The organism is Streptomyces sp. NBC_00986 (assembly GCF_045162565.1).
GTDB lineage: Bacteria > Actinomycetota > Actinomycetes > Streptomycetales > Streptomycetaceae > Streptomyces.
Genome location: NZ_CP108733.1, coordinates 6,131,599 through 6,152,654 on the forward strand (window position 1 = coordinate 6,131,599; position 21,056 = coordinate 6,152,654).

General features: G+C 69.4%; 20 protein-coding genes and 1 riboswitch. Of the genes, 10 read left to right on the forward strand and 10 right to left on the reverse strand.

The window, feature by feature from the left end:
* Positions 1-79 precede the first annotated feature (79 nt).
* Entirely contained in the window at positions 80-1,288 is a 1,209-nt protein-coding gene (locus OG504_RS27260; RefSeq protein WP_405992174.1) for an MFS transporter, read from the forward strand.
* A 129-nt stretch (positions 1,289-1,417) separates the two neighbouring features.
* Positions 1,418-1,840, forward strand: coding sequence for a heme-binding protein (locus OG504_RS27265; RefSeq protein WP_405992175.1), 423 nt, complete (start codon positions 1,418-1,420; stop codon positions 1,838-1,840).
* Between the two features lie 75 nt (positions 1,841-1,915).
* Here the strand turns inward: OG504_RS27265 and OG504_RS27270 are convergent, their stop codons facing one another.
* On the reverse strand, positions 1,916-2,782 hold the full coding sequence (locus tag OG504_RS27270; protein WP_405992176.1) for a GNAT family N-acetyltransferase: 867 nt from the start codon (positions 2,780-2,782) through the stop codon (positions 1,916-1,918).
* A 195-nt stretch (positions 2,783-2,977) separates the two neighbouring features.
* On the opposite strand from OG504_RS27270, the gene OG504_RS27275 reads away from it, so the two are divergent.
* Positions 2,978-3,613, forward strand: coding sequence for an HAD family hydrolase (locus OG504_RS27275; RefSeq protein ID WP_405992177.1), 636 nt, complete (start codon positions 2,978-2,980; stop codon positions 3,611-3,613).
* A gap of 304 nt (positions 3,614-3,917) precedes the next feature.
* On the forward strand, positions 3,918-5,654 hold the full coding sequence (locus OG504_RS27280) for a globin domain-containing protein (protein WP_405992178.1): 1,737 nt from the start codon (positions 3,918-3,920) through the stop codon (positions 5,652-5,654).
* A 16-nt stretch (positions 5,655-5,670) separates the two neighbouring features.
* Here the strand turns inward: OG504_RS27280 and OG504_RS27285 are convergent, their stop codons facing one another.
* The 5 genes from OG504_RS27285 to OG504_RS27305 form a co-directional block, all read right to left on the reverse strand.
* The gene (locus OG504_RS27285; RefSeq protein WP_405992179.1) at positions 5,671-6,153 is read right to left on the reverse strand and encodes an NUDIX domain-containing protein; all 483 of its coding nucleotides are present in this window, start codon (positions 6,151-6,153) and stop codon (positions 5,671-5,673) included.
* A gap of 122 nt (positions 6,154-6,275) precedes the next feature.
* A complete protein-coding gene (locus tag OG504_RS27290; protein ID WP_405992180.1) occupies positions 6,276-7,181 on the reverse strand; it encodes a LysR family transcriptional regulator in 906 nt (301 codons plus the stop codon).
* 229 nt (positions 7,182-7,410) lie between these two features.
* A complete protein-coding gene (locus tag OG504_RS27295; RefSeq protein WP_405992181.1) occupies positions 7,411-8,568 on the reverse strand; it encodes a cystathionine gamma-lyase in 1,158 nt (385 codons plus the stop codon).
* Positions 8,565-9,107, reverse strand: coding sequence for a low molecular weight protein-tyrosine-phosphatase (locus tag OG504_RS27300; RefSeq protein WP_405992182.1), 543 nt, complete (start codon positions 9,105-9,107; stop codon positions 8,565-8,567). The genes OG504_RS27295 and OG504_RS27300 overlap by 4 nt, the downstream gene beginning before the upstream one ends.
* Before the next feature lie 7 nt (positions 9,108-9,114).
* Positions 9,115-9,492, reverse strand: a complete 378-nt coding sequence (locus tag OG504_RS27305) for a phage holin family protein (protein WP_019055113.1) — start codon at positions 9,490-9,492, stop codon at positions 9,115-9,117.
* Between the two features lie 48 nt (positions 9,493-9,540).
* Here OG504_RS27305 and OG504_RS27310 point away from each other — a divergent pair, with 48 nt between their 5' ends.
* The 4 genes from OG504_RS27310 to OG504_RS27325 all read left to right on the forward strand — a co-directional run bounded on the left by OG504_RS27310 (position 9,541) and on the right by OG504_RS27325 (position 12,150).
* Positions 9,541-9,858: a cupin domain-containing protein gene (locus OG504_RS27310; RefSeq protein WP_262060822.1), complete on the forward strand. Its 318-nt coding sequence runs from the start codon at positions 9,541-9,543 to the stop codon at positions 9,856-9,858.
* A gap of 177 nt (positions 9,859-10,035) precedes the next feature.
* Positions 10,036-10,248 (forward strand): DUF5326 family protein, encoded by a 213-nt coding sequence (locus OG504_RS27315; RefSeq protein WP_405992183.1) that lies wholly within the window; start codon positions 10,036-10,038, stop codon positions 10,246-10,248.
* Between the two features lie 522 nt (positions 10,249-10,770).
* Positions 10,771-11,613, forward strand: a complete 843-nt coding sequence (locus tag OG504_RS27320) for an IclR family transcriptional regulator (protein ID WP_405996439.1) — start codon at positions 10,771-10,773, stop codon at positions 11,611-11,613.
* Between the two features lie 99 nt (positions 11,614-11,712).
* Positions 11,713-12,150, forward strand: coding sequence for an SsgA family sporulation/cell division regulator (locus tag OG504_RS27325; RefSeq protein ID WP_033285771.1), 438 nt, complete (start codon positions 11,713-11,715; stop codon positions 12,148-12,150).
* A 214-nt stretch (positions 12,151-12,364) separates the two neighbouring features.
* Here the strand turns inward: OG504_RS27325 and OG504_RS27330 are convergent, their stop codons facing one another.
* Entirely contained in the window at positions 12,365-13,873 is a 1,509-nt protein-coding gene (locus tag OG504_RS27330) for a YibE/F family protein (protein WP_405992184.1), read from the reverse strand.
* A gap of 71 nt (positions 13,874-13,944) precedes the next feature.
* Positions 13,945-14,134: riboswitch (TPP riboswitch) on the forward strand.
* Here OG504_RS27330 and thiC point away from each other — a divergent pair.
* Entirely contained in the window at positions 14,127-15,965 is a 1,839-nt protein-coding gene (gene thiC / locus OG504_RS27335) for a phosphomethylpyrimidine synthase ThiC (protein WP_405992185.1), read from the forward strand. It overlaps the preceding riboswitch by 8 nt.
* A gap of 33 nt (positions 15,966-15,998) precedes the next feature.
* On the opposite strand, the gene OG504_RS27340 is transcribed toward thiC, so the two are convergent.
* Positions 15,999-17,231: a serine hydrolase domain-containing protein gene (locus tag OG504_RS27340; RefSeq protein WP_405992186.1), complete on the reverse strand. Its 1,233-nt coding sequence runs from the start codon at positions 17,229-17,231 to the stop codon at positions 15,999-16,001.
* A 206-nt stretch (positions 17,232-17,437) separates the two neighbouring features.
* Between OG504_RS27340 and OG504_RS27345 the strand changes: the two genes are divergently transcribed.
* Complete coding sequence (locus OG504_RS27345) at positions 17,438-18,442, forward strand: hypothetical protein (RefSeq protein ID WP_405992187.1); 1,005 nt, start codon at positions 17,438-17,440, stop codon at positions 18,440-18,442.
* A gap of 100 nt (positions 18,443-18,542) precedes the next feature.
* Here the strand turns inward: OG504_RS27345 and OG504_RS27350 are convergent, their stop codons facing one another.
* Positions 18,543-19,403, reverse strand: coding sequence for a hypothetical protein (locus OG504_RS27350; RefSeq protein ID WP_405992188.1), 861 nt, complete (start codon positions 19,401-19,403; stop codon positions 18,543-18,545).
* Positions 19,404-19,594: 191 nt separating this feature from the next.
* Positions 19,595-20,710 (reverse strand): metallophosphoesterase, encoded by a 1,116-nt coding sequence (locus OG504_RS27355; RefSeq protein ID WP_405996440.1) that lies wholly within the window; start codon positions 20,708-20,710, stop codon positions 19,595-19,597.
* Positions 20,711-21,056 lie beyond the last annotated feature (346 nt).

The following is a 21,056-nucleotide window of genomic DNA, read 5'->3' on the forward strand; positions in this document are numbered from 1 at the left end:
CTTGCATATAACCCGCGTCTGCAACTATTGTGAACGCACGCAAAGCGCTCCTGCAATCTTCTGGGAAGGGTACCTCCACATGCCTCTCGCGCTTCTGGCCCTCGCGATCGGGGCCTTCGGAATCGGAACGACCGAGTTCGTGATCATGGGCCTGCTGCCCCAGGTCGCGGGAGACTTCGGGGTCTCCATCCCCACCGCGGGACTGCTGGTCACCGGCTACGCGCTGGGTGTGGTGATCGGCGCCCCGCTGATGACCGTGCTCGGCACCAAGATCCCCCGCAAGCGGATGCTGATGCTGCTGATGGGGCTGTTCATCCTCGGCAACCTGCTCTCCGCCGTCGCCCCCAGCTTCTCCGTGATGCTGATCGGCCGTGTGGTCGCCTCGCTCGCCCACGGCGCCTTCTTCGGCATCGGCTCGGTCGTCGCGGCCGAACTGGTCGCCCCGGACAAGAAGGCCGGAGCCATCGCGATGATGTTCACCGGGCTGACCGTCGCCAATGTCGTCGGCGTTCCGCTGGGCACCCTCGTCGGGCAGTCCGTCGGCTGGCGCGTCACCTTCGCCATCGTCGCGGGCCTCGGCGTGATCGGCCTGGCCGGTATCGCCAAGCTCGTGCCCGACCTGCCCAAGCCCGAGGGCGTACGGCTGCGGCACGAACTGGCCGCCTTCAAGAACACCCAGGTCCTGCTCGCCATGGCGATGACCGTCCTCGGCTTCGGAGGCGTCTTCGCGGCCATCACCTACATCGCGCCGATGATGACCCACGTCGCCGGCTTCGCCGACGGCTCCGTCACCTGGCTGCTCGTCCTCTTCGGCCTCGGCATGGTCGGCGGCAACCTCGTCGGCGGCAAGTTCGCCGACCGCGCCCTGATGCCCATGCTGTACGTCTCGCTGGCCGCCCTGGCCGTCGTGCTCGCGCTCTTCACCGTCACCGCCCACAACAAGATCGCGGCAGCCGTCACCATTGCCCTCATCGGCGCTCTGGGCTTCGCCACCGTGCCGCCGCTGCAGAAGCGGGTCCTCGACCAGGCGCACGGTGCCCCGACCCTGGCCTCGGCCGTGAACATCGGCGCCTTCAACCTCGGCAACGCGCTGTCCGCCTGGCTCGGCGGCATCGTCATCGCGGCCGGCTTCGGCTACACCGCCCCGAACTGGGTCGGCGCCGTCCTTGCCGCGGCCGCCCTCGTCCTCGCGATCCTCTCGGCCGCCCTGGAGCGCCGCACCAACGCCCGCGGCGCCGTCGTCGCGGCCGGTACGCCGAGCGAGCAGCGGACCGTCGTCCACCACTGACCCTGCCCGGCCGGAACGGGGAGACGCGGGGCCAGGGTCGTCCCCGTGCATCCCCGCCCGTCCGGCCAACAGCCGCCTTGGCTGCCCGACCACCACCAGAAACAGCAACACCCGCAAGGAGAAACCCTGATGAGCACCACCACCGCCGTAGCCCCGCTGACCACTCAGGACGCCGAAGCGCTCGTCGCCGAGGCCCGCCGAGCCGCGGAGGCCGCCGGGGTCACCGTGAGCATCACCGTGCTGGACGCGGGCGGTCATCTGCTCGCCTTCCGGCGGGACGACCAGGCTGTGCTGATCTCCGGAGAGACCAGCACCCGCAAGGCGTACACCGCGCTTCAGTTGAACGCGCCCACCGCCGACCTCGTTGATGCCGTCCAGCCCGGAGGCCTCTTCCACACCCTGCCCACCGCGCTCGACAGGCCGCTGCTGTTCATCGCGGGCGGCATCCCGGTGCACCGTGACGGCCGGCTGATCGGGGCGATCGGGGTCGGCGGCGGCGCGCCCGCGCAGGACCACGGCTTCGCCCAGGCCGCCGTAGAGGCGCTTGTCTGACGTCTGTAGGTGACGGAAACGCCGGTTCTCGACGAGGTAGGTCGGGAACCGGCGTTCTGCGTTGCGCGGAGAGCGTCAGCCGGCCGCGACCGTCAGGGGGGCGAACCGTCGTGTCCAGTCGCCGGGCAGTTCGGCGATGCCGTACGTCATCACGGAGTTGACGGCGGAGGAGACGAGGCCGTGTTCCTTCGCCCAGGACAGCAGGTCCTCGTGGCGTACGTCGATGTCGGTGCGCAGGGGACGGTCGATGCGGGCGGCGAGGGAGGCGAGGAGGGCCTTCGCCGTCTCCGTGTCGTGTGCGATCAGTGGGCCCACGACCTGGGTGTCCATGTTGGGCCACGCGGCCGCGTAGCCGATGATCCGGCCGTTCTCCTCCGCCACCCTCAACTGGTCGGAGAAGGCGGGCAGTCGCGTGATGAGGAGCGTGCGATCGGTCCCGAAGACCGCCTCGTCGAGGCGCAGGATGCCGGTGAGGTCCTCAGCCGTGGCCGCACGGGTGGCGATCGGGGACTCGCGTCCGGCAGGTGTGAAGTGGCCGCGCAGCGTCTCGGCCCGGCCGGTCGCCTTGAAGCCGAGTTCTTCGTAGAGCGGGCGGCCGTTCGGGGTCGCGTACAGGGTCAGTGGTGTGGTGCCCATCGCTGAGACCAGGTGGCGCATCAGACGGCGTCCCACGCCCTGACGGGCGTACCGCTCGGCGACCAGGACCATGCCGATGGCAACCAGATCTGGGCGGTCCTGCGGGCCGTACTCCGTGACCACGCATGCCGCGAGAAGACCGCCCTCGGGGGCGTCGATGCCGTAGCCCTTCCCGGCGCTCAGGAGAAAGCCCCACTTGTGTTCCTCGCGTGGCCACCCCCGGTCCTCGGACAAGTCGGCGCAGGCGAGGCGATCGCGGAGCGTCAGTCGGCGGATGGGCAGAGCGGCGAGGGAAGGAGTCGGCACGCAGGTCAGGCTGTCTGACGTGCGTTGTCGGCGTCCACCTGTTTCCGGTGAGACGTATGTGCTTTTGGCCATGTCGTGATCAGCGGCACAACGCACCCACAGAAGCCGGATGTTTCACGTGAAACACCGGGGAACGGCGAGCATCCGGCAGCCTCGCGGAAGGTGCCACAGGTCCGCCGACTAACCTCGTGGCTCATGGCGAGACTTCATCTCTTCGACCTCGACGGCACTTTGCTGCACGGAACCAGCGCACCCCTGGAGATCTCCCGTCAACTCGGCCTGGAATCCGAGACGGTGGAACTCGAGCAGGCGATCTCGTCCGGGCTGATCGGGCCACCGGAGTACGCGACCCGCGTATACACGCTGTGGGCGGATCTCACCGAGGCGCATGTGGCGGCGGCCTTCGAAGGGGCCCCTTGGCTGGCGCGGATCCGTGAGGTCTGGGCCGAGATCAGCAGCGCCGGCGAATACTGCGCTGTTGTATCGCTCTCGCCTTCCTTCTTTGTGGAACGGCTCACGGGCTGGGGCGCCCACGCGGCACACGGATCGCTTTTCCCCGCCGTGCCGTTCACCGCGCCGTCCATGGACCTGGTTGGAGTCCTCAACTCCGCGGCCAAGGTGGTGATCGCGGACCGGCTCTGTGAGGAGTTCGGGGTGACGCGGGCGGACTGCGTCGCGTACGGCGACTCGATGTCGGACAAAGACCTGTTCGGTGCCGTGCCCGTCTCCGTCGCGGTCAATGCGGATCAGCATCTGTCGGGGCTCGCGACCCACTCCTATGAGGGGCGGGATCTGTGGGATGCCTACGAATTGGTGCGCGGCGCCCGGTAATTGAGGGAATCGATGGTTCGCCCCTCCCCCTGTCCGTGGGGGAGCGAGGCGGCATTTGTGTGCGGAGCACGGGCCGGTAGGGTCGACTCCGGTTCTTGTCCGGAGCCGGACGCCGCGTGAGAGTACTGCGGGCAATGTCACACTCTCGCCTTACTTGTCCGTACGCAGTGGGAATGTGGGTTGGATATGGCTGTATCGGCAGCTTGACCGAACGGGGAGAAGCAAGCCGTCCGCGCGGAAGCAGTCAGCTTCCGGCTGAGGAAGCGCGCAGACCGACCGAAAGATGTTCGAGGCGAGGCACACCATGGACGCTCCGACCACCCCGTCGGCCGACAACGGCACATCCGGCGGCAGCGGCGGAGGCGGCTGGTTCACTCCGCGCAAACAGCCGGAGGTGCCTCCGGGCGAAGAACGTGGGGCGACGGAGGGACGGCGTCCGGCCGTGCTGCGTCCGGTCCGCAGGGGCGCGGCGGCGGGGAGCACAGAGCTTCCGCCCACGGACGGTTCGGCCCCCTCGACTCCACCGGCCCCATTGGCTCCTCCCGCCCTCTCGACTCCACCCGTCTCAGCAGCCCCGCCTGTCCCGACGGCTCCGAGCGGCGACGGTGTCGCGTCCCATCCGGACGGGCACGCCGCTCAGCGGGACCTGGCGGCCGGGCAGCAGCGAATACCGTCGGCCGTGACCGCCGCGCAGCGCTCAACTCCCGTCCAGACCTCGCCCCCTGTCCAGTCCTCAAGCCCCGCCCCGCGCATGGCTCCCGGCCCTGCGTCGGCAGCACCCCCGCCTCCCGCGCCGCAGCCCGCCGCCGCACCCGCTCCGGTCGTCGCTGAGGTTGCCCAAGCCCAGGCCGCCCCCGCCCCTGTACCGGCCCCCGTGCGCGTGCCCGCCCAGCGCTCTTCCGGCGCGGCCACCGCCACTGAGAAGGCCTCCCCGGACGCCGTACTCATTCGCCGGACGATGGCCGAAGTCGGTCCCGTGGCCGACAAGGTCACCTCGTACTTCTACGCGCTGCTCTTCGTGCGTCACCCCGAGCTGCGGTCGCTGTTCCCGGCGGCGATGGACACCCAGCGGGACCGGTTGCTCAAGGCGTTGCTGACCGCCGCCGAGCACATCGACAACACCGAGGTCCTCGTCGCGTATCTGCAGAACCTCGGCCGCGGGCACCGCAAGTACGGCACCCGGCCCGAGCACTACCCGGCCGTCGGCGAGTGCCTCATCGGCGCGCTGAGCAAGTACGCCTCCGGTGTCTGGGACGCCGAGATGGAGGCGGCCTGGGTGCGGGCGTACACGACGATCTCGCAGGTCATGATCGACGCGGCCGCCGCGGACGAACTGCGCGCCCCGCCCTGGTGGCACGCGGAAGTCGTCACCCACGACCTCAGGACCCGGGACGTCGCCGTCGTCACCCTCCGCCCGGACCAGCCCTATCCTTTCCTCGCCGGGCAGTACACGAGCCTGGAGACGCCCTGGTGGCCGCGGATCTGGCGGCACTACTCGTTCGCCTCGGCGCCCCGTTCGGACGGGCTGCTGACATTCCACGTGAAGGCCGTCCCGGCGGGCTGGGTCTCGAACGCGCTGGTGCACCGGGCCCGACCCGGCGACGTCATCCGGCTCGGCCCGCCGACCGGTTCGATGACCGTGGACCACACCACCGACAGCGGACTGCTCTGCGTCGGCGGCGGCACCGGCATAGCGCCGATCAAGGCACTGGTCGAGGACGTCGCCGAACGCGGCGAGCGGCGCCCGGTGGAGGTGTTCTACGGAGCCCGTACCGACCACGACCTCTATGACATCGACACGATGCTCCGGCTCCAGCAGTCCCACCCGTGGCTCGCGGTCCGGCCGATCGTCGACCGGCAGGGGAATCTCCAACTCCCGGACGCCATCCGCACCTACGGGCCGTGGAACGAGTTCGACGCCTATGTCTCCGGGCCGCCCGGAATGATCCGCAGCGGTGTCCACGCCCTGCGGGACGCCGGTTTCCCGACGGAGCGCATACGGCACGACTCAGTCGAGGAGTTGGTGGCCGCCGGCGACTGACCCGGCGCCGGAGACGTCAGCCCAGGTCGGGGGCGTGCATCGCGAGGACGCCTTCGATGTTGCCGTCCAGGTAGTGCCGTAGGGACAGGGGCACGAGGTGGACGGACGCGATGCCGATGCGGGTGAAGGGCACTCTGACGATCTCGTACTCGCCGAGGGGCTCGTCCACTTCGGGGCCGTGGCGTAGCGCCGGGTCCATGGACTCCAGGTGGCAGACGAAGAAGTGCTGCACCTTCACACCGGTCGAGGCCGCGTCCGCGCCGATGTGCTCGACGGTGTCCACGAAGCAGGGCACCACGTCGCTGATCTTGGCGCCGAGCTCCTCGTACACCTCCCGGTGCAGGGCGTCGACGACGGTGGTGTCCTCGGGTTCGACCCCGCCACCGGGCGTGACCCAGTAGGGATCGACACCTGGCTTGGTGCGCTTGATCAGGATCAGAGCGTCGCCGTCGAGGAGAACGGCACGTGCGGTGCGCTTGACCACGGGTCGGACGGTCATGGGAGAAATGTGGCCCGGCTGGTTCCACGTGAAACATCGCAAGGCGTGACCTTGACGGTTCGGAGCGTGATGTTTCACGTGAAACCAGCCGGTTCGCCGCGGAACGGCGGCAAAGTCCCTGGTCAGCCCCAGTTGGTCGCGGCCCGCTGTAGCCACTCGTGGGCCCGGGCGATGTGCGGCATCGCGAGAGTGCCGGTGCGCACCACCAGGAAATACGTCCGCAGCGGCGGAATCACGGGTTCGTGGAGCGGGACGACCTCGCCACGTTTCAGCGCCAGGGCGCACAGATAGCGGGGCAGTACCGCGAGCCCGGCGCCCGCGATCGCGCACGCGAGGACCGCGCGGAGGTCCGGCACGATCACGGTGCCCGGGGCGGCCGGGCGGGAGTCGAAGACAGAGGACCAGTACCGGGAGACGAAGGGCAGCGACTCGTGGACCTCGATCACGGGGAGGTCGTCCGGGGCAGGCGCGTCCTTGGGGCCGAGCTGCGTGGAGCCGAGTTGCTCGGCCCGGTGCGGGGCGGCGACCAGGACGTGCTCCTCGTCGCAGAGCGTTGTCGCGGTGAGCAGAGCACCGCGCGGACGGGCCGTGCTGATGGCCAGATCATGATGTCCGGCGGCCAGTCCCTCCAGGGTCTCCTCGGCGTTCCCGAAGGACGCGCGCAGTGCGAAGCCCTGGCCGTCGTCGCCGGTCAGCTCCGTGAGCGCGGGCAGGGCCCGCTCGGCGGTGAACTCGGGGGGACCGGCGAGGTGCAGAGTGCGCAGCGAGGCGTCGTTGTCGGGCCCCGTCTCGGCTATCTCCACGAGGGCGTCGAGATGGGGCGCGGCCTTGTGCGCGAGTTCGTCGCCCATGGTCGTGGGGGTGACCCCACGGGCCTGGCGCAGGAACAGGGGGCGGCCCAACTGCCGTTCCAGGGTGCGGATCTGGGACGTCACCGCCGGCTGGGAGAGGCCGAGCAGAGCCGCGGCGCGGGTGAAGGAGCCGGCCCGGTGCACGGTCACGAAGGTGCGCAGCAAGGCCAGATCCATGGCACGCACTCTCCTTTCCCCGCCCTTCCCGCGGCCCCGGGCAGGGCCCAACTATAAATAAGTCGATAGGTCTCTGTCGCTACCGTGATTGGACACTGACACAGAGTCAACTAGCCTTGTGCGCGCGGTTCTTCGCGCGCAGAACCGAGGGACGGTCCGAGCCACGAGGGGGGAGGCTCGGACCGTCCGCTGTGCGTAGCCGGACACCGGCCGGCGGTACGTAAAGCGGTCACCGCGCCGACTCGTCCAGCGCACGCAGCACATCGGCCACCAGGTCCTCGGGGTCCTCGGCACCGACCGACAGACGAACGAAGCCCTCCGGAACCGCGTCCCCGCCCCAGCGTCCCCGCCGTTCCGCGGTGGACCGCACCCCGCCGAAGCTCGTCGCGTCGTCCACGAGCCGCAGCGCGTCGAGAAAACGCTCGGCACGCGTGCGCGTGGGCAGCGTGAAGGAAACCACACACCCGTAGCGCCGCATCTGCTGCGAGGCGATCTTGTACGAGGGGTCGTCCGGCAGTCCCGGGTAGCGCAGCCCGGTCACGTCGGCCCGTTCGCGCAGGGCCTGAGCGAGGATCAGCGCGGTGGCGTTCTGCCGGTCGACGCGCAGCTGGAGCGTGGCGATCGAGCGGTGCGCGAGCCAGGCCTCCATGGGCCCGGGAATCGCGCCGACGACCTTGCGCCAGCGCCGTACGGCGGCCATCGCGGCGGCGTCTGACCCGGCGACGTACCCGAGGAGGACGTCCCCGTGCCCGGTGAGCTGCTTGGTGCCGCTCGCCACGGCGAAGTCGGCGCCGAGTTCCAGCGGGCGCTGCCCCAGGGGCGAGGCGAGGGTGTTGTCGACGGCCACGAGGGCGCCACGCGCGTGTGCCGCATCGGCGAGCCGCCGTACGTCGCACACGTCGAGCCCGGGGTTGGACGGCGTCTCGATCCACAGCAGTTTGGCGCCCTCGAGGAGGTCGAGCTGGGCGTCCCCGCCGGTCGGCGCGGTGCGCACCTCGATGCCGTACGCCTCCAACTGCTCGCGCACCAGGGGCAGTACCTGATAGCCGTCGTCGGGCAGGACTACCGCGTCGCCGGCGCGCAGCTGGGAGAAGAGCACCGACGAGATGGCGGCCATCCCGGAGGCGAACACGAGCGTCTCGACGTCGTCCCGCCCGGGCGCCTCCAGCTCGCCGATGGCGCGCTCCAGGTGGGTCCAGGTGGGGTTTTCGTCGCGGCCGTACTTGTACGGGCCCGTCGCCTCGCCCGGGAGATGGAAGTGCGCGGCGAACACCGGCCCGGGGAGCGTCGGTTCGTATTTGACCGGCTCGGGTAGACCGGCCCGCACCGCGCGCGTGCCGTCGCCCATGCCGTTCCCGATACCTCCGGCTGCAGCGGAATCACTCATACCGCTCGTCCCTCCACTTCGTCCCGCACCGCGGCGAGCAGACCCTCGCTCGCTGCCTCCACCATCTCAAGACACTCCTCGAAGCCGTCCAGGCCCCCGTAGTACGGGTCCGGTACGTCGAGGTCGGCGTCGGCGGAATCAGAAGGGGTGTGCGAAGCACTCGTTGAGGGGTGGTGGTCGGGCGACGGGCGGGCGTAGGAGCGGAGCAGGTGGACCTTCTCGGCGTCCTGCTCGGTCGGGGCGAGGCGGCGCAGGGTCTTGCGGTGGCCGGAGTCGAGGGCGATGACGAGGTCCAGGCGGGCGAACCAGGAGGCCTGGAAGCGGCGGGCGACATGGTCGGTCCCGTAGCCGTGCTCCTCCAGGACGGCGACGGCGCGCGGGTCGGCGCCGTCGCCCTCGTGCCAGCCGTCCGTGCCCGCGCTGTCGACCTCGACCAGGCCGTCGAGCCCGGCCTCCGCAACCCGGGCGCGGAAGACCGATTCGGCCATCGGCGAACGGCAGATGTTGCCGGTGCAGACGAAGCTGACGCGGTACGTCATCGCGCGCTCAGTCCCCTTCGGGCAGGACGACGTTGAGCGCCCAGGAGACGACCGAGATGATGAGGCCGCCCAGGACGGCGGTCCAGAAGCCCTCGACATGGAAACTCAGGTCGAGCTTGTCGGCCAGCCACGAGGTCAGCATCAGCATCAGCGCGTTGACCACCAGGGTGATCAGACCGAGCGTCAGGATGAACAGCGGGAAGGTCAGCACCTTGACGATCGGCTTGACCAGGAAGTTCACGATGCCGAAGACCAGGGCGACGAGGAGCAGCGTCCAGACCTTCTTGAAGGTGCTGTCACCGGTCAGGGTGATCTTGTCGAGCAGCCATACGGCGACCGCCAGGGCACCCGCGTTGGCGATCGTCTTGACTAGGAAATTCTTCATGTGTCTGATCGTGACAGAAGAGATCGACTCCGAGTGTGGACGAGGGCGATGAAGGCATTCCGGTTGGATGAACTGGAGGCGGAGCGTGCCGCCAACGACGGGGCGTACCTGCAGTTCCTGCGCGAGAAGAACATGTCGGTCGGCCTGTACGCGCTCGATTCCGGCGAGCACGACCGTCAGCAGCCGCACAACCAGGACGAGGTGTACTTCGTGGTGAGCGGCCGGGCCGCGATCACCGTCGGCATGGAGACCACCCAGGTGGCGCGCGGCAGCGTGGTCTATGTGCCGGCCGGGGTGGCCCACAAGTTCCACCACATCAGCGAGGACCTGCGGGTGCTCGTGGTGTTCTCTCCACCCGAAGCCTGACCCGCGTCTCAGGGTTCCCTAGGGGAACGGTCAGGGGAGGACAAGGGATGCGAGGCCCCCGTTCCGCCCTCGCCCGCCCTAGCATCGAGTGCAGGACATCAGAGATCCGGCACCGGAGTGCCGGACATCGACCGGACCCGGTACGAGCGACGGGCGGAGAGGTACAGGACGAGGACAATGCGAGAGATCTTCGCGGGACTGCCGTGGTGGGTTAAGTGGGTCGCGGTGCCGGTCATCGCCCTGATCGTGTTCGGCGGGCTGATAGCGACCGTCGTGGGCTTTGTCATCGGACTGCTCTTCAAGGCGCTGGTCTTCGTGGCGCTGGTGGGCGGACTGGTCTACGTCGTGCGGAAGTTCACCTCGAGTTCCTCCTCACGCAGCGACTGGTGAGGTCCTGCTGGGGCGACCGGTGATCGGTAACAGGTATCACCGGTTCCCTCGGGCGGGGGAAGTTTCCCGGACGGGCCGTCTGCGGGCGGTGGCGGGCGGTTAAAGTCCGGAATTCGACGCGGGGACGAACCCCGCGGGCGGCGCACCCCTCCCCGTGTTCCCCGCACGGGCTGCCCCCTCGCGCTCCGGAAGTGACCCTTGGCCACGGTTGACACCGCACCCGCAGAACAACCCCACGCACCCCCCACCCAGCCCGTCCCGCCCACCTGGCCGCGCGCAGTGGCGATCCCCACACAGCTACGCCCTGTGGCGGCCTCCGCGCAGCTAGGTCCCGTGGCGAACCCGGCTCAGCCAAGACCCGCTGCGACTCCTGCGCAGATGCGTTCCATGGCGACCCCGGCGCAGGTACGACGCGTTGCGACCCCCGCACAAACGCGTTCCGTGGCGGCCCCCGCGCAGCTACGACCCATGACAGACGCCGAGCCGCAACGTCCCGTGACAGACATCGCGCCGCCGCGCCCCATGACAGCCGCCGCCGCGCGCTCCCGCCCCGTCGCGGCCCCGCCGCAGCAGCGCTCCGCTGCGACCGTCGCCGAGGCCGCCGATCCGCAGCCGTCCGCCGCCACCCTCATCGGCTCCGTCCAACGGGCCATGCGCCTGCTGGAGTCCGTCGCCGGGCACGAACACGGCGCCCCCGCCAAGCAGTTGGCCCGTGAGACCGGCCTCGCCCTGCCCACGGCGTACCACCTGCTGCGCACTCTCGTGCACGAGGGATACCTCCGGCGCGACAAGGGGCTGTTCTTCCTCGGGGAGGCGGCCGAGCGGCTGGGCAGCAGCGGGGCGCAGGAGAAACGTCGCAGCACGATCGTCGACGCGTTGGCGCAGTGGCGGGATTTGATCGGTGCACCGGTGTACTACGCGATGTACCGCGACGGCGAGATCGAGGTCCTGTGCGTCTCCGACACCCCCGGTACTCCGGCGGTGGAGGAGTGGGCGGACTTCCGTGAGACGGGCCACGCGCACGCGATCGGCCAGTGTCTGCTGGCCCAGTTGGACGAGGACGTCCGTCGTGACCACCTCGACCGCTACCCCGTGCGGTCCCTCACGCCGTACACCGTGCGCGACGGTCACGCCCTGGTGCGGCGCCTGGACCGGATGCGGCGGACGGAGCTGGTGGTGGAGCGTCAGGAGTACGCGCTGGGGACGGTCTGCGCAGCCGTTCCGATCACGCTCGGCGCCACGGCCGCGACGATGGCCATCTCCCTGCCCGCGCATCAGGCCGATCGACTGCCGGTCGCGGCGCGGCAGTTGCAGGCCGAGGTCGGCAGGCTTCTGGGGTCGCTCGCGCTCTCTATCAGTATCTGAAAACTTACTCCTTGTGATCTAACGTGTACGTTCAGCAATATTCCTTCAGTGTCACGGGGATCATTCCCGGCCAGGCGACGGCAGTTGACGGGATAGGCGATGCGCGAGTCCGTACAGGCAGAGGTCATGATGAGCTTCCTCGTTTCCGAGGAGCTCTCCTTCCGTATCCCGGTCGAGCTGGGCTACGAGACGTCCGATCCGTACGCCGTGCGGCTGACGTTCCATTTGCCGGGTGACGCCCCGGTGACCTGGGCCTTCGGTCGCGAGCTGCTGATCGACGGGGTGGGCATGGCGTGCGGGGAGGGCGACGTGCGGATCGAGCCCGTCGACCCCGAGACGCTGGGTGAGGTGCTGATCCGGCTTCAGGTGGGCAGTGACCAGGCGCTGTTCCGCACCGGCGCGGCCCCGCTCGTGGCGTTCCTCGACCGCACCGACCGGCTGGTTCCGCTCGGTCAGGAGGGCGCCCTCGCGGACTTCGACACCCACCTCGACGAGGCGCTGGACCGCATCCTGGCCGAGGAGCAGAGCGCGGGGTGACGTGGTGTGGCGGCGAGGGGTCGGGACGTTGGCGTAACGCTTCGCCACGAGTCCTGAACTGAAGCCGCTGGAGGCGCCGCGAGCCCTGAAGGGCCCTGTGGAGTTCTGAAGGCCCCGGGTGAGCTTGAAGTCCTGGGGACCCGGGGATCCGCAGTAACGCTTCTGCGCGGCCTCATGGGGCGGTTCTCGCCGCCCACTGCAGTGCCGGCGGCGCTCAGTGCTTGCGGCGTCGGCCCTTCCCGCCGCGCGCCGCAGCGGGCTTGGCGCTCGGCGCCGCCGTGGGCGCACCTGCCGTGGCCGCAACCGCACCCGCCGGAACCGCCTCGGGTCCCGGTCGGTCCGCCGAGACGACCAGGGCCGCGAGGGCCGTGGTGACCGGTACCGACGCGACCAGGCCGATCGAACCCACCAGCGTGCGCACGATCTCCTCGGCGACCAACTCACTGTTGGCGACCGCGCCCACGCTGCTCTGCGCGATGGAGAAGAGCAGCAACAGGGGCAGTGCGGCGCCCGCGTAGGCGAGGACGAGCGTGTTGACGACCGACGCGATGTGGTCGCGGCCGATGCGGATGCCGGCGCGGTACAGCCCGCGCCAGCCCATCGAGGGGTTGGCCTCGTGCAGCTCCCAGACCGCCGATGTCTGGGTGACCGTCACATCGTCGAGCACGCCGAGCGAGCCGATGATGACGCCGGCGAGCAGCAGACCGCTCATGTCGATCGACGGGTACAGGCCGTGGATCAGGCCCGTGTTGTCGTCCGTGTTCCCGGTCAGCGCGGCCCACCCGATGAACACCGAGCCCAGGACGCCGATCAGCACCAGCGACATCAGGGTGCCGAGCACCGCCACCGACGTACGGGCCGACAGGCCGTGGCACATGTAGAGGGCGATCAGCATGATGGCGCTCGATCCGACCACCGCCACGATCAGCGGGTTCGAGCCGTGCAGGATCGCGGGCAGGATGAAGAAGTTCAGGATCATGAAGCTGATGGCCAGCGCGATCAGCGCCATGACACCGCGCAGCCGGCCCACCACCACGACGGCCAGCGCGAAGATCCCGGCGAGCAGTGCCATCGGGAACTTACGGTTCACGTCCGTGACGGAGTACTGCAGATCCCTGGGCGCGGAGGGCTCGTACGCGACCACGACCTTCTCGCCCTGATGCAACTGCCGTGACTGGTCGGGCTGGACGATCTCCGTGAACGTACGGCCCTTGTCCTTGCCCGTGGAGACCGTGACCGTGGCCTTCTTGCAGGTGCCGGCCGCCTCCTGTGCCGCGGAGGAGCCCTCGGCGGTGGAGGTGTCCCCGGTCGAGCCCCCGCCCGAGGCGTTCACCGACGCGCAGCTCACGCTGACGACCTTGGTGACCGTCGCCTGCTGTGTCTGCCGGTCGAAGCCGACCCCGGTGCGCTTGTGCGACGGGGCGCCGCCGGGCCACAGCACCACCATGCCGACGACGACCGCCACCGTGAACGGGATCAGGATCGCCGCGATGACCTTCCGCAGATGCCGGGAGACGGGCGCGGCCGGGCCGTGGCTGTGTGAATGACCGTGCCCGCCGCCTCCACCGGAACCGTGACCACCGTCCGCGCCGGAACCGTGCCCGCCGTCCCCACCCGGTCCGTGGTCGTGCCCGGAACCGGACCCGTGCTCGTCGCCGGATCCCTGGTCGTGGCCATGCGGCGGCCCGGTCGGCGGGTACGGGGGCTGCTGTGTCGTGGTCACCGCCCGATCATCGCAAGAACGCCGGAGGCCCACTGTTCACCGCGCCACTTATGACGCTAGCGTGGAGGCACCTTTGCACACGCGGGAGCTCGGAGCACCGGGCTGAGAGGGCGCTGACCTTCGTCTCTGCGATGTTTCACGGGAAACGTCACCTGTATCGAGTGATGTTTCACATGAAACATCGGCTGACGGAAGCCGCTGCGTCGACCGCCGAACCTGTTACCGGGTAATGCCGGCGTAGGGAGTAGGTCTCATGACCAACAAGGACGCACGCACGCCTGCCTCCAGCCAGGACGAACAGCCCGTTCCGGGCGAGAAGTCCGCACGGGCCGAACAGCCCACGGCGGCCGCAAAGCCGACGGAGGTCGGGAAGTCCATCGGCTGGCACAAGGGGTATGTCGCGGGCTCGCGCCCCGATCTGCGGGTGCCGGTCCGTCAGGTGCACCTCACCAACGGGCAGTCCGTGACGCTGTACGACACCTCCGGCCCGTACACCGATCCGCTCGTCGACACCGACGTCCGCCGGGGGCTGGCGCCGCTGCGGGAGAACTGGATCATCGCGCGCGGCGACACCGAGGAATACGCGGGCCGTCCCGTCCGCCCCGAGGACGACGGGATCAAGCACACCTCACCGCGCGGCGGACTGCGCAACCTCGACGCGGTGTTCCCCGGGCGGCCGCGTCAGCCGCGGCGCGGTCGGGACGGCACGGCGGTCACTCAACTCGCCTATGCACGGCGGGGTGAGATCACGCCCGAGATGGAGTTCGTGGCCGTACGGGAGAAGGTCTCGCCCGAGGTGGTCCGGGAGGAGATCGCGGCCGGGCGGGCGGTGCTGCCGGCCAACGTGAACCATCCGGAGATCGAGCCGATGATCATCGGCAAGCGGTTCCTGGTGAAGGTCAACGCCAACATCGGCAATTCCGCGGTCACTTCCTCCATCGAGGAGGAGGTCGAGAAGATGACCTGGGCGACGCGTTGGGGCGCCGACACGGTCATGGACCTCTCCACCGGCCGCAATATCCACACCACGCGCGAGTGGGTGCTGCGCAACTCCCCCGTTCCCATCGGCACGGTGCCGCTCTATCAGGCGCTCGAAAAGGTCGACGGCCGCGCCGAGGAGCTGACCTGGGAGATCTACAAGGACACGGTCGTCGAACAGGCCGAACAGGGCGTGGACTACATGACCGTTCACGCGGGCGTGCGGCTGCCGTTCGTACCGCTGACGGCGAACCGCAAGACGGGCATCGTCTCGCGCGGCGGCTCGATCATGGCGGCCTGGTGCCTTGCGCACCACAAGGAATCGTTCCTGTACGAGAACTTCGAGGAACTGTGCGAGATCCTCGCCGCCTACGACGTCACGTACTCGCTCGGCGACGGCCTGCGGCCGGGCTCGATCGCGGACGCCAACGACGAGGCACAGTTCGCGGAATTGCGGACGCTCGGGGAACTCAACACGATCGCGAAGCGTTTCAACGTACAGACCATGATCGAGGGCCCGGGACATGTCCCGATGCACAAGATCAAGGAGAACATCGACCTTCAGCAGGAGATCTGTGATGAAGCTCCGTTCTATACGCTCGGCCCGCTGACGACGGACGTCGCGCCTGCGTACGACCACATCACTTCTGGCATCGGTGCCGCGATGATCGCCTGGTGGGGCACGGCCATGCTCTGCTACGTCACGCCCAAGGAGCACTTGGGCCTGCCTAATCGTGACGACGTCAAGACCGGCGTCATCACCTACAAGATCGCCGCCCACGCAGCCGACCTCGCCAAGGGGCACCCAGGTGCACAGGAGTGGGATGACGCGCTGTCCGACGCCCGCTTCGAGTTCCGCTGGGAGGACCAGTTCAACCTGGCCCTCGACCCGGACACGGCACGGGAGTTCCACGACGAGACGCTTCCGGCCGAGCCCGCCAAGACCGCTCACTTCTGCTCGATGTGCGGGCCGAAGTTCTGCTCGATGAAGATCTCCCACGACATCCGCCGTGAGCACGGCGGGAGTCGGGAGGAGATCGAGATCGGGATGGAACAGAAGTCGAAGGAGTTCGCGGCGGCGGGCAACCGGGTGTACCTGCCGATCGCCGACTGACGACGACCGGCCCGGCTCTCGGTCAGTTCTCCGTCAGTTCTCGGCGGGCTGCGCGCACAGGGCGTGGTCGACGAGGGTGTCCGTCGCGCGGTTGAGGGCGGCCAGGTCCGGCGGTGCGGTGGTGGTCGTGATGGAGACCGTCACCGCGCGCCTGCCGTCCGCGCTCACCGCGGGGCGGGTGTTGACGCCCACGCCGTCACCCTCGTGCATGTAGTAGAAGCCGCCGCAGGTCAGCGGGATCTTGCGGAGGCCGAGGCCGTAGGTGCCCTCGGGTATCTCGGCCACGTCCTCCGGGTCGTCGTTCCGCGCGACGGTCTGCCGCATCTCGCGCCACTGCTCGGCGGGGAGCAACCGGCCGTCGGCCAGGGCGCGGAAGAAGGTGTTCAGGTCGGCGGTGGTGCTCACCACACCGGAGTCGGCGGTGTGCTGGTAGCTGTGCTCGGTGACGTCGAGACGCTTGCCGTCGGCGGTCGTCAGGTACGTGTTCACGTGCGGGTCGGGAAGGAACGGGTTGAGCCCGGGAACGGAGGTGTTGCGCAGTCCGAGCTTCGCGATGATCCGGTGCTCGACCAGGTCCTGCCAGCTCGCGCCGCCGGCCTTCTCGGCGATCATCCCGGCCAGCAGGTAGTTGGTGTTGGAGTACGCCCAGCGGGTGGCTCCGCCCGGCTGCGGGACGAACACCGGCCGGTGCTCCATCGCCACCGCGACCAGGTCGGCCGTGGGGGTGGCGTTGTAGCGGTTCTCGTCGAAGTGGTTGATCAGCTGGTCCTGGATCTCCGGGTCGTCGATGTAGTCGTACACGCCGCTGGTCTGGCGGAGCAGGTCGCGGACGGTGATGCGGCTGCCGTCGTTGCCGTTGCCCGAGACGACCCCCGGCAGCCAGTGCTCGACGGTGTCGTCCAGCGACAGGCGCTTCTCCGCGACGAGTTGCAGGACCACGGTCGCCACGAACGTCTTCGTCGTGCTGGCCACGCGGAAGTGGGAGTTCCAGGGGATCGGGTCCGTGGAGCCGGCGGTGCGGGTGCCGATGCGGGCCATGAGCGGCGGGCCGTTCGGTCCGTCGACCCTGGCCAGCACGTTCACGTCGTCGCCGCCGGACTTCCGTACGGCTGCGAGGTCTTGGCGGAGTGTGTGCTCGGTGTAGGACGACGGCCTCGGCGTCGTGTGCCCGGCGGTGGCGGCGGTCGCGGCCAGGGGTGAGCCCAGCGCCAGCAGGGCTGCTGCCAGCGCGGCGGCGCCGGCCTTCTTCGACGACGGCATCTGCATGGTCGTATCCCCCGGTGCTCTGGTTCTCGGTCGGTGACGATCACCAGCCAACCGGATCCGCCGGAGCGAGGGGATGGGACTGTCCTCCGGATGAGGGGTGCACCTGGCCCCCGTGCGAACTACGGGTTCACCCCCCGTTGATTGGCTCTGGTCCAGGGGGTTGAGTGGTTTCGGAGGAGTGTTGTCGTGGGTCGGGGGACTGGGGGATGGGGACCGTGAATCTTCTGCAGGTGACGGACGAGGCGCAGTCGCTGGCGTGGGACGGCGATGATCTGGTGGACGTCGTGGGTGGTCGGCGGTGGGGGCCTGATGGTGTGGAGCGCCAGGTCTCGGACGATCATGGGTATTCGTTCGACCGGAGCGTCAGCTCTCCGTCCGGCCGCTTCACCGTGGTCTACGACGAGCGGGGCACCGGGGCACTGTTGCTGGAGGGCGATCGGACGGTCCGTGAGCTGGAGCGCAATGACGACTACGCCCCGGACTTCGACTATCCGGTCGCCCTCGGGGTGCTGCGGGACGGCCGTGAGGTGCTGGTGCACTGCCCGGACGAGTACGACCTCCTCCAGATCGAGGACGCGGAATCGGGAGAACGGCTCACGGTCGGCGACCGTACGCGGAACGACGTCTTCCACTCGCGGCTGGCGGTGTCTCCGGGTGGGACTCATCTGTTGTCGGCGGGCTGGCTGTGGCATCCGTACGGGATCGTCGAAGTCTTCGAGCTGGAAAGGGTGTTGAGGGATCCCGCTCTGCTCGACGGCCGTGGCGTGCCGTCCTTCAACCCGGGCAACAGTTCCGAGGTGATCTCGGCCTGCTGGATCGACGGTGACCGGGTGGCGGTGGCGACCGGGGAGGAGTTCGTCGACCAGGAGGAGAGCGCGGAGACCGAAGGCCTGGGCCAACGGCAGCTGGGCGTGTGGTCGCTCTCCGAGAAGCGGTGGGTGCATCGCAACAGGGTCGACTTCCACATCGGCACGCTGATCCCGCGGGGTGACACGCTCGTCTCGCTGTACGGGCATCCCCGGCTGATCGATGTCACGACGGGGGCGTCGGTGGCGGAGTGGCCTGCTGTGGAAGTGCCTTGCCGGGAGGGCAGTTACGGGGTGACGCACATCCCGACGCCGGTCGCGGCCCTGCATCCGGACGGCCGGCGGCTGGCTGTCGCGCAGGCGGAGAGCATCGCGGTCGTCGATCTTCCTGGCAAGGCTCTCTGAGGGACTTGCCGTTCGCCGAGCGCATCACTTGGCCGCCCCTGTGTCCCCGTGACCGGGCGTTCGGCTTGCGCTCCCCTGGTCGGGGGCGCAAGCCGAGGGGCTACTCCGGCTGGTGTTCGGGCCCCCCGAAGTCCGGGCTGGAGAAGTCCGGGCTGGTGAAGCTCGGGCGGTGACCCGGTGCCGGGCCGTCGTCCGGGCTGGAGAAGCCGGGGCGGTCGTAGCCGAGGTGCGGCATGCGACTCGGTGCCGTGGGTGTCGTACGGCGGAGGGTCGCCGTGCCAGGAGCCGCGAGCGCCTCCTGGAGGAACGGCAGGATGCCGCGTTCCAGGAGGGCGTCGTGCCAGGCCTCCCTGGCGCGGGCCACTTCGCCGCCCGACTCGCCGTAGGGGCCGGTGTCGGGTGAGGGCCTGTTGCGCAGAGCGGTGAGCAGCAGGCCGACGATGGCGACGAGGATCGCCGCGGCGGTCATGGCGCCGAACACCCAGCCGGCGGTGAGCATGGTCTTGGCGAACGCCGGTTCGGGGCTGAGCATCTTGAGGATGTAGCCCACGAGCAGGAATATCGCCGCGGCCGTGCCGGCGAGGACGGGGGTGAGGACGGCGGCTACGGCGATGGCGCCCGCACCCTCGGCCGCCTCCCCCAGGGTGGTGGCGAGCCCCATCGCGCCCACGCCGGCCGGCTCCGCGGAGTCGGTCTCGTGGACGGGTGACGGGGTGGACGACGCCGGCCGGCGCAGTTCCTCGCGGACCTTCACGTAGTGCTGGTACTCGGTCGCCGCGGCCGCCGTGATGAGCGCGGTGGCGTTCAGCGCCATGGTGCGCAGCTGTTCGGGGTTGAGCCGCTTACCGACTGCGGCCAGTTCCGGGCGGGTAGGGGCGGAGCGCAGCGCCTCGTCGAGGATCCGCTCGTACTCCTGGCGGTCCTCGCTGTGCAGGTGCTGCGGAACGCTGTTCATGTGCATCCCCCGATGCTCCGTAGGGCTTGGGGCTCGCATGCCAACGAGCCGTCGGGCAGAAACGGAGGGGAGCCTGCTACGGATAAGCCGATGGTAGAGCGGCGACGGCACACGGTGACAGGGGGTTTCCAGAAATTGGCCCTGGCCAGCGCTGTCGTCCGCCGGTCCTCCGGAGGGGACGCCTGCCCGATAAACGCTCAGATATCCAGGGGCAGTTGCTGGACCAGCAGTTTTCCGGCCATGGTCACTCCGCCGTCCATCGCGATGGCGAGTCCCTCGGCGTAGACGTGCGGTCCCTCGACCACGGGACCGGCGGTGTCCTCGCCGTCCTCGGAGCCCACGTCGCCCAGGAGATAGGGAATCGGGCTGTGGCCGTGCACGATCCGGGTCCCGCCGTACATGTCGAGCAGGGAGCGGACATGGTCGGCGCCGCCCTCGTCGCGGAAGGAGAAGCGCTTGGTGAACTTGCGGAACACGTCCCAGACCTCGTCCGCGTCGTTGCGCGTGAGGGTCTCGCGGACGTTGTCGTTGACCGCCTCGATCGAGTCGCCGTAGTCGAGGTAGGCGGTGGTGTCGGAGTGGACGAGCAGGTGGCCGTCGACCTCCTCCATGGCGTCCAGCCGGGCCATCCACTGCAGGTGGACGTCCTGGAGGCGGTCCATGTCGGTCTTCTGGCCGCCGTTGAGCAGCCAGGCCGCCTGGAAGGTGGCGGTGCCCGCGCCGGAGTTGACGGGGGTGTCGCCGAACCGCTTCGCGCCGAGCAGGAGCAGCTCGTGGTTGCCCATCAGGGCCTTGCAGTAGCCACCGGCCGCGGCGGCCTCGGCGGACAGCCGCATCACCAGGTCGATGACGCCGATGCCGTCGGGGCCGCGGTCGGTGAAGTCGCCGAGGAACCAGAGCCGCGCGGTGCCCGCGCACCAGCTGCCCGCGGCGTCGATCAGGCCCTTCTCCCGCAGGGCGGCCACCAGTTCGTCCAGGTAGCCGTGCACATCCCCTACGACGAACAGCGGACCGGGGCCCTCCGTCTGTTGCGGGACGACCGCCGACGCCGGGTCCACCGCGACCTGAACCGTGTCACCCCGACGGATGACGGGCAGATCGCGCTGCGTGGGCGTGTAGCCCTCCGGATAGACCTCGTCGAAGGCCTCGTCAAAGGCCTCCTCGTCGGGTCGTACGGCCTCGCCGGGCTGCGCGCTGTCGGCGTACGGACCGGTCTCGTGGACGTACGCGGGTACCCGGAAGTCGCGCAACGTCGCCGTCCGCTCCGTCTCGGGTCCCTGACCGGCCCCCTGAGTCATCGACCCCTCCACCATCACGCCGCGTCTGCACCGCGTCGGACTGCCTGGTCGCAGCGGCCCGCGGTGTCGTGGGCCCATCATAGGAATGCGGATCGCGCCATGTGATGACCCAGGGGTGCTGAATCGGACCAGGACTCCGGTCCACCGCGGCTTTCGCCCCGATTGGGCAGGGGTTCGGCTGGCGGCCGTCTGCTTGACGGGGGGTGGGCGGGGGTTGGTTCGCGCCGTTGGGCGGCTGGAAATCGTTGGTGGTGGTTCCTTGCGGTGGGGTGGGTGGGGGGTGCGTGGTCGGGGGTGGTGGGGGTTGCTTGGGTGGTGCCTGGGTGGGGTTGGTGGGGCGGTGCCTGGCTGAGGGCGGTGG

What these genes read in the sequence shown, in the direction of transcription:
- OG504_RS27310 (WP_262060822.1), top strand. Translation starts at nt 9,541, where the DNA reads ATGAAGGCATTCCGGTTGGATGAACTGGAGGCGGAGCGTGCCGCCAAC.
- OG504_RS27315 (WP_405992183.1), top strand. Translation starts at nt 10,036, where the DNA reads ATGCGAGAGATCTTCGCGGGACTGCCGTGGTGGGTTAAGTGGGTCGCG.
- OG504_RS27275 (WP_405992177.1), top strand. Translation starts at nt 2,978, where the DNA reads ATGGCGAGACTTCATCTCTTCGACCTCGACGGCACTTTGCTGCACGGA.
- OG504_RS27260 (WP_405992174.1), top strand. Translation starts at nt 80, where the DNA reads ATGCCTCTCGCGCTTCTGGCCCTCGCGATCGGGGCCTTCGGAATCGGA.
- OG504_RS27345 (WP_405992187.1), top strand. Translation starts at nt 17,438, where the DNA reads ATGGGGACCGTGAATCTTCTGCAGGTGACGGACGAGGCGCAGTCGCTG.
- OG504_RS27285 (WP_405992179.1), bottom strand. Translation starts at nt 6,153, where the DNA reads ATGACCGTCCGACCCGTGGTCAAGCGCACCGCACGTGCCGTTCTCCTC.
- OG504_RS27280 (WP_405992178.1), top strand. Translation starts at nt 3,918, where the DNA reads ATGGACGCTCCGACCACCCCGTCGGCCGACAACGGCACATCCGGCGGC.
- OG504_RS27355 (WP_405996440.1), bottom strand. Translation starts at nt 20,710, where the DNA reads ATGGTGGAGGGGTCGATGACTCAGGGGGCCGGTCAGGGACCCGAGACG.
- OG504_RS27340 (WP_405992186.1), bottom strand. Translation starts at nt 17,231, where the DNA reads ATGCAGATGCCGTCGTCGAAGAAGGCCGGCGCCGCCGCGCTGGCAGCA.
- OG504_RS27325 (WP_033285771.1), top strand. Translation starts at nt 11,713, where the DNA reads ATGCGCGAGTCCGTACAGGCAGAGGTCATGATGAGCTTCCTCGTTTCC.
- OG504_RS27290 (WP_405992180.1), bottom strand. Translation starts at nt 7,181, where the DNA reads ATGGATCTGGCCTTGCTGCGCACCTTCGTGACCGTGCACCGGGCCGGC.
- OG504_RS27350 (WP_405992188.1), bottom strand. Translation starts at nt 19,403, where the DNA reads ATGCACATGAACAGCGTTCCGCAGCACCTGCACAGCGAGGACCGCCAG.
- OG504_RS27265 (WP_405992175.1), top strand. Translation starts at nt 1,418, where the DNA reads ATGAGCACCACCACCGCCGTAGCCCCGCTGACCACTCAGGACGCCGAA.
- OG504_RS27300 (WP_405992182.1), bottom strand. Translation starts at nt 9,107, where the DNA reads ATGACGTACCGCGTCAGCTTCGTCTGCACCGGCAACATCTGCCGTTCG.
- thiC (WP_405992185.1), top strand. Translation starts at nt 14,127, where the DNA reads ATGACCAACAAGGACGCACGCACGCCTGCCTCCAGCCAGGACGAACAG.
- OG504_RS27295 (WP_405992181.1), bottom strand. Translation starts at nt 8,568, where the DNA reads ATGAGTGATTCCGCTGCAGCCGGAGGTATCGGGAACGGCATGGGCGAC.
- OG504_RS27305 (WP_019055113.1), bottom strand. Translation starts at nt 9,492, where the DNA reads ATGAAGAATTTCCTAGTCAAGACGATCGCCAACGCGGGTGCCCTGGCG.
- OG504_RS27320 (WP_405996439.1), top strand. Translation starts at nt 10,771, where the DNA reads ATGACAGCCGCCGCCGCGCGCTCCCGCCCCGTCGCGGCCCCGCCGCAG.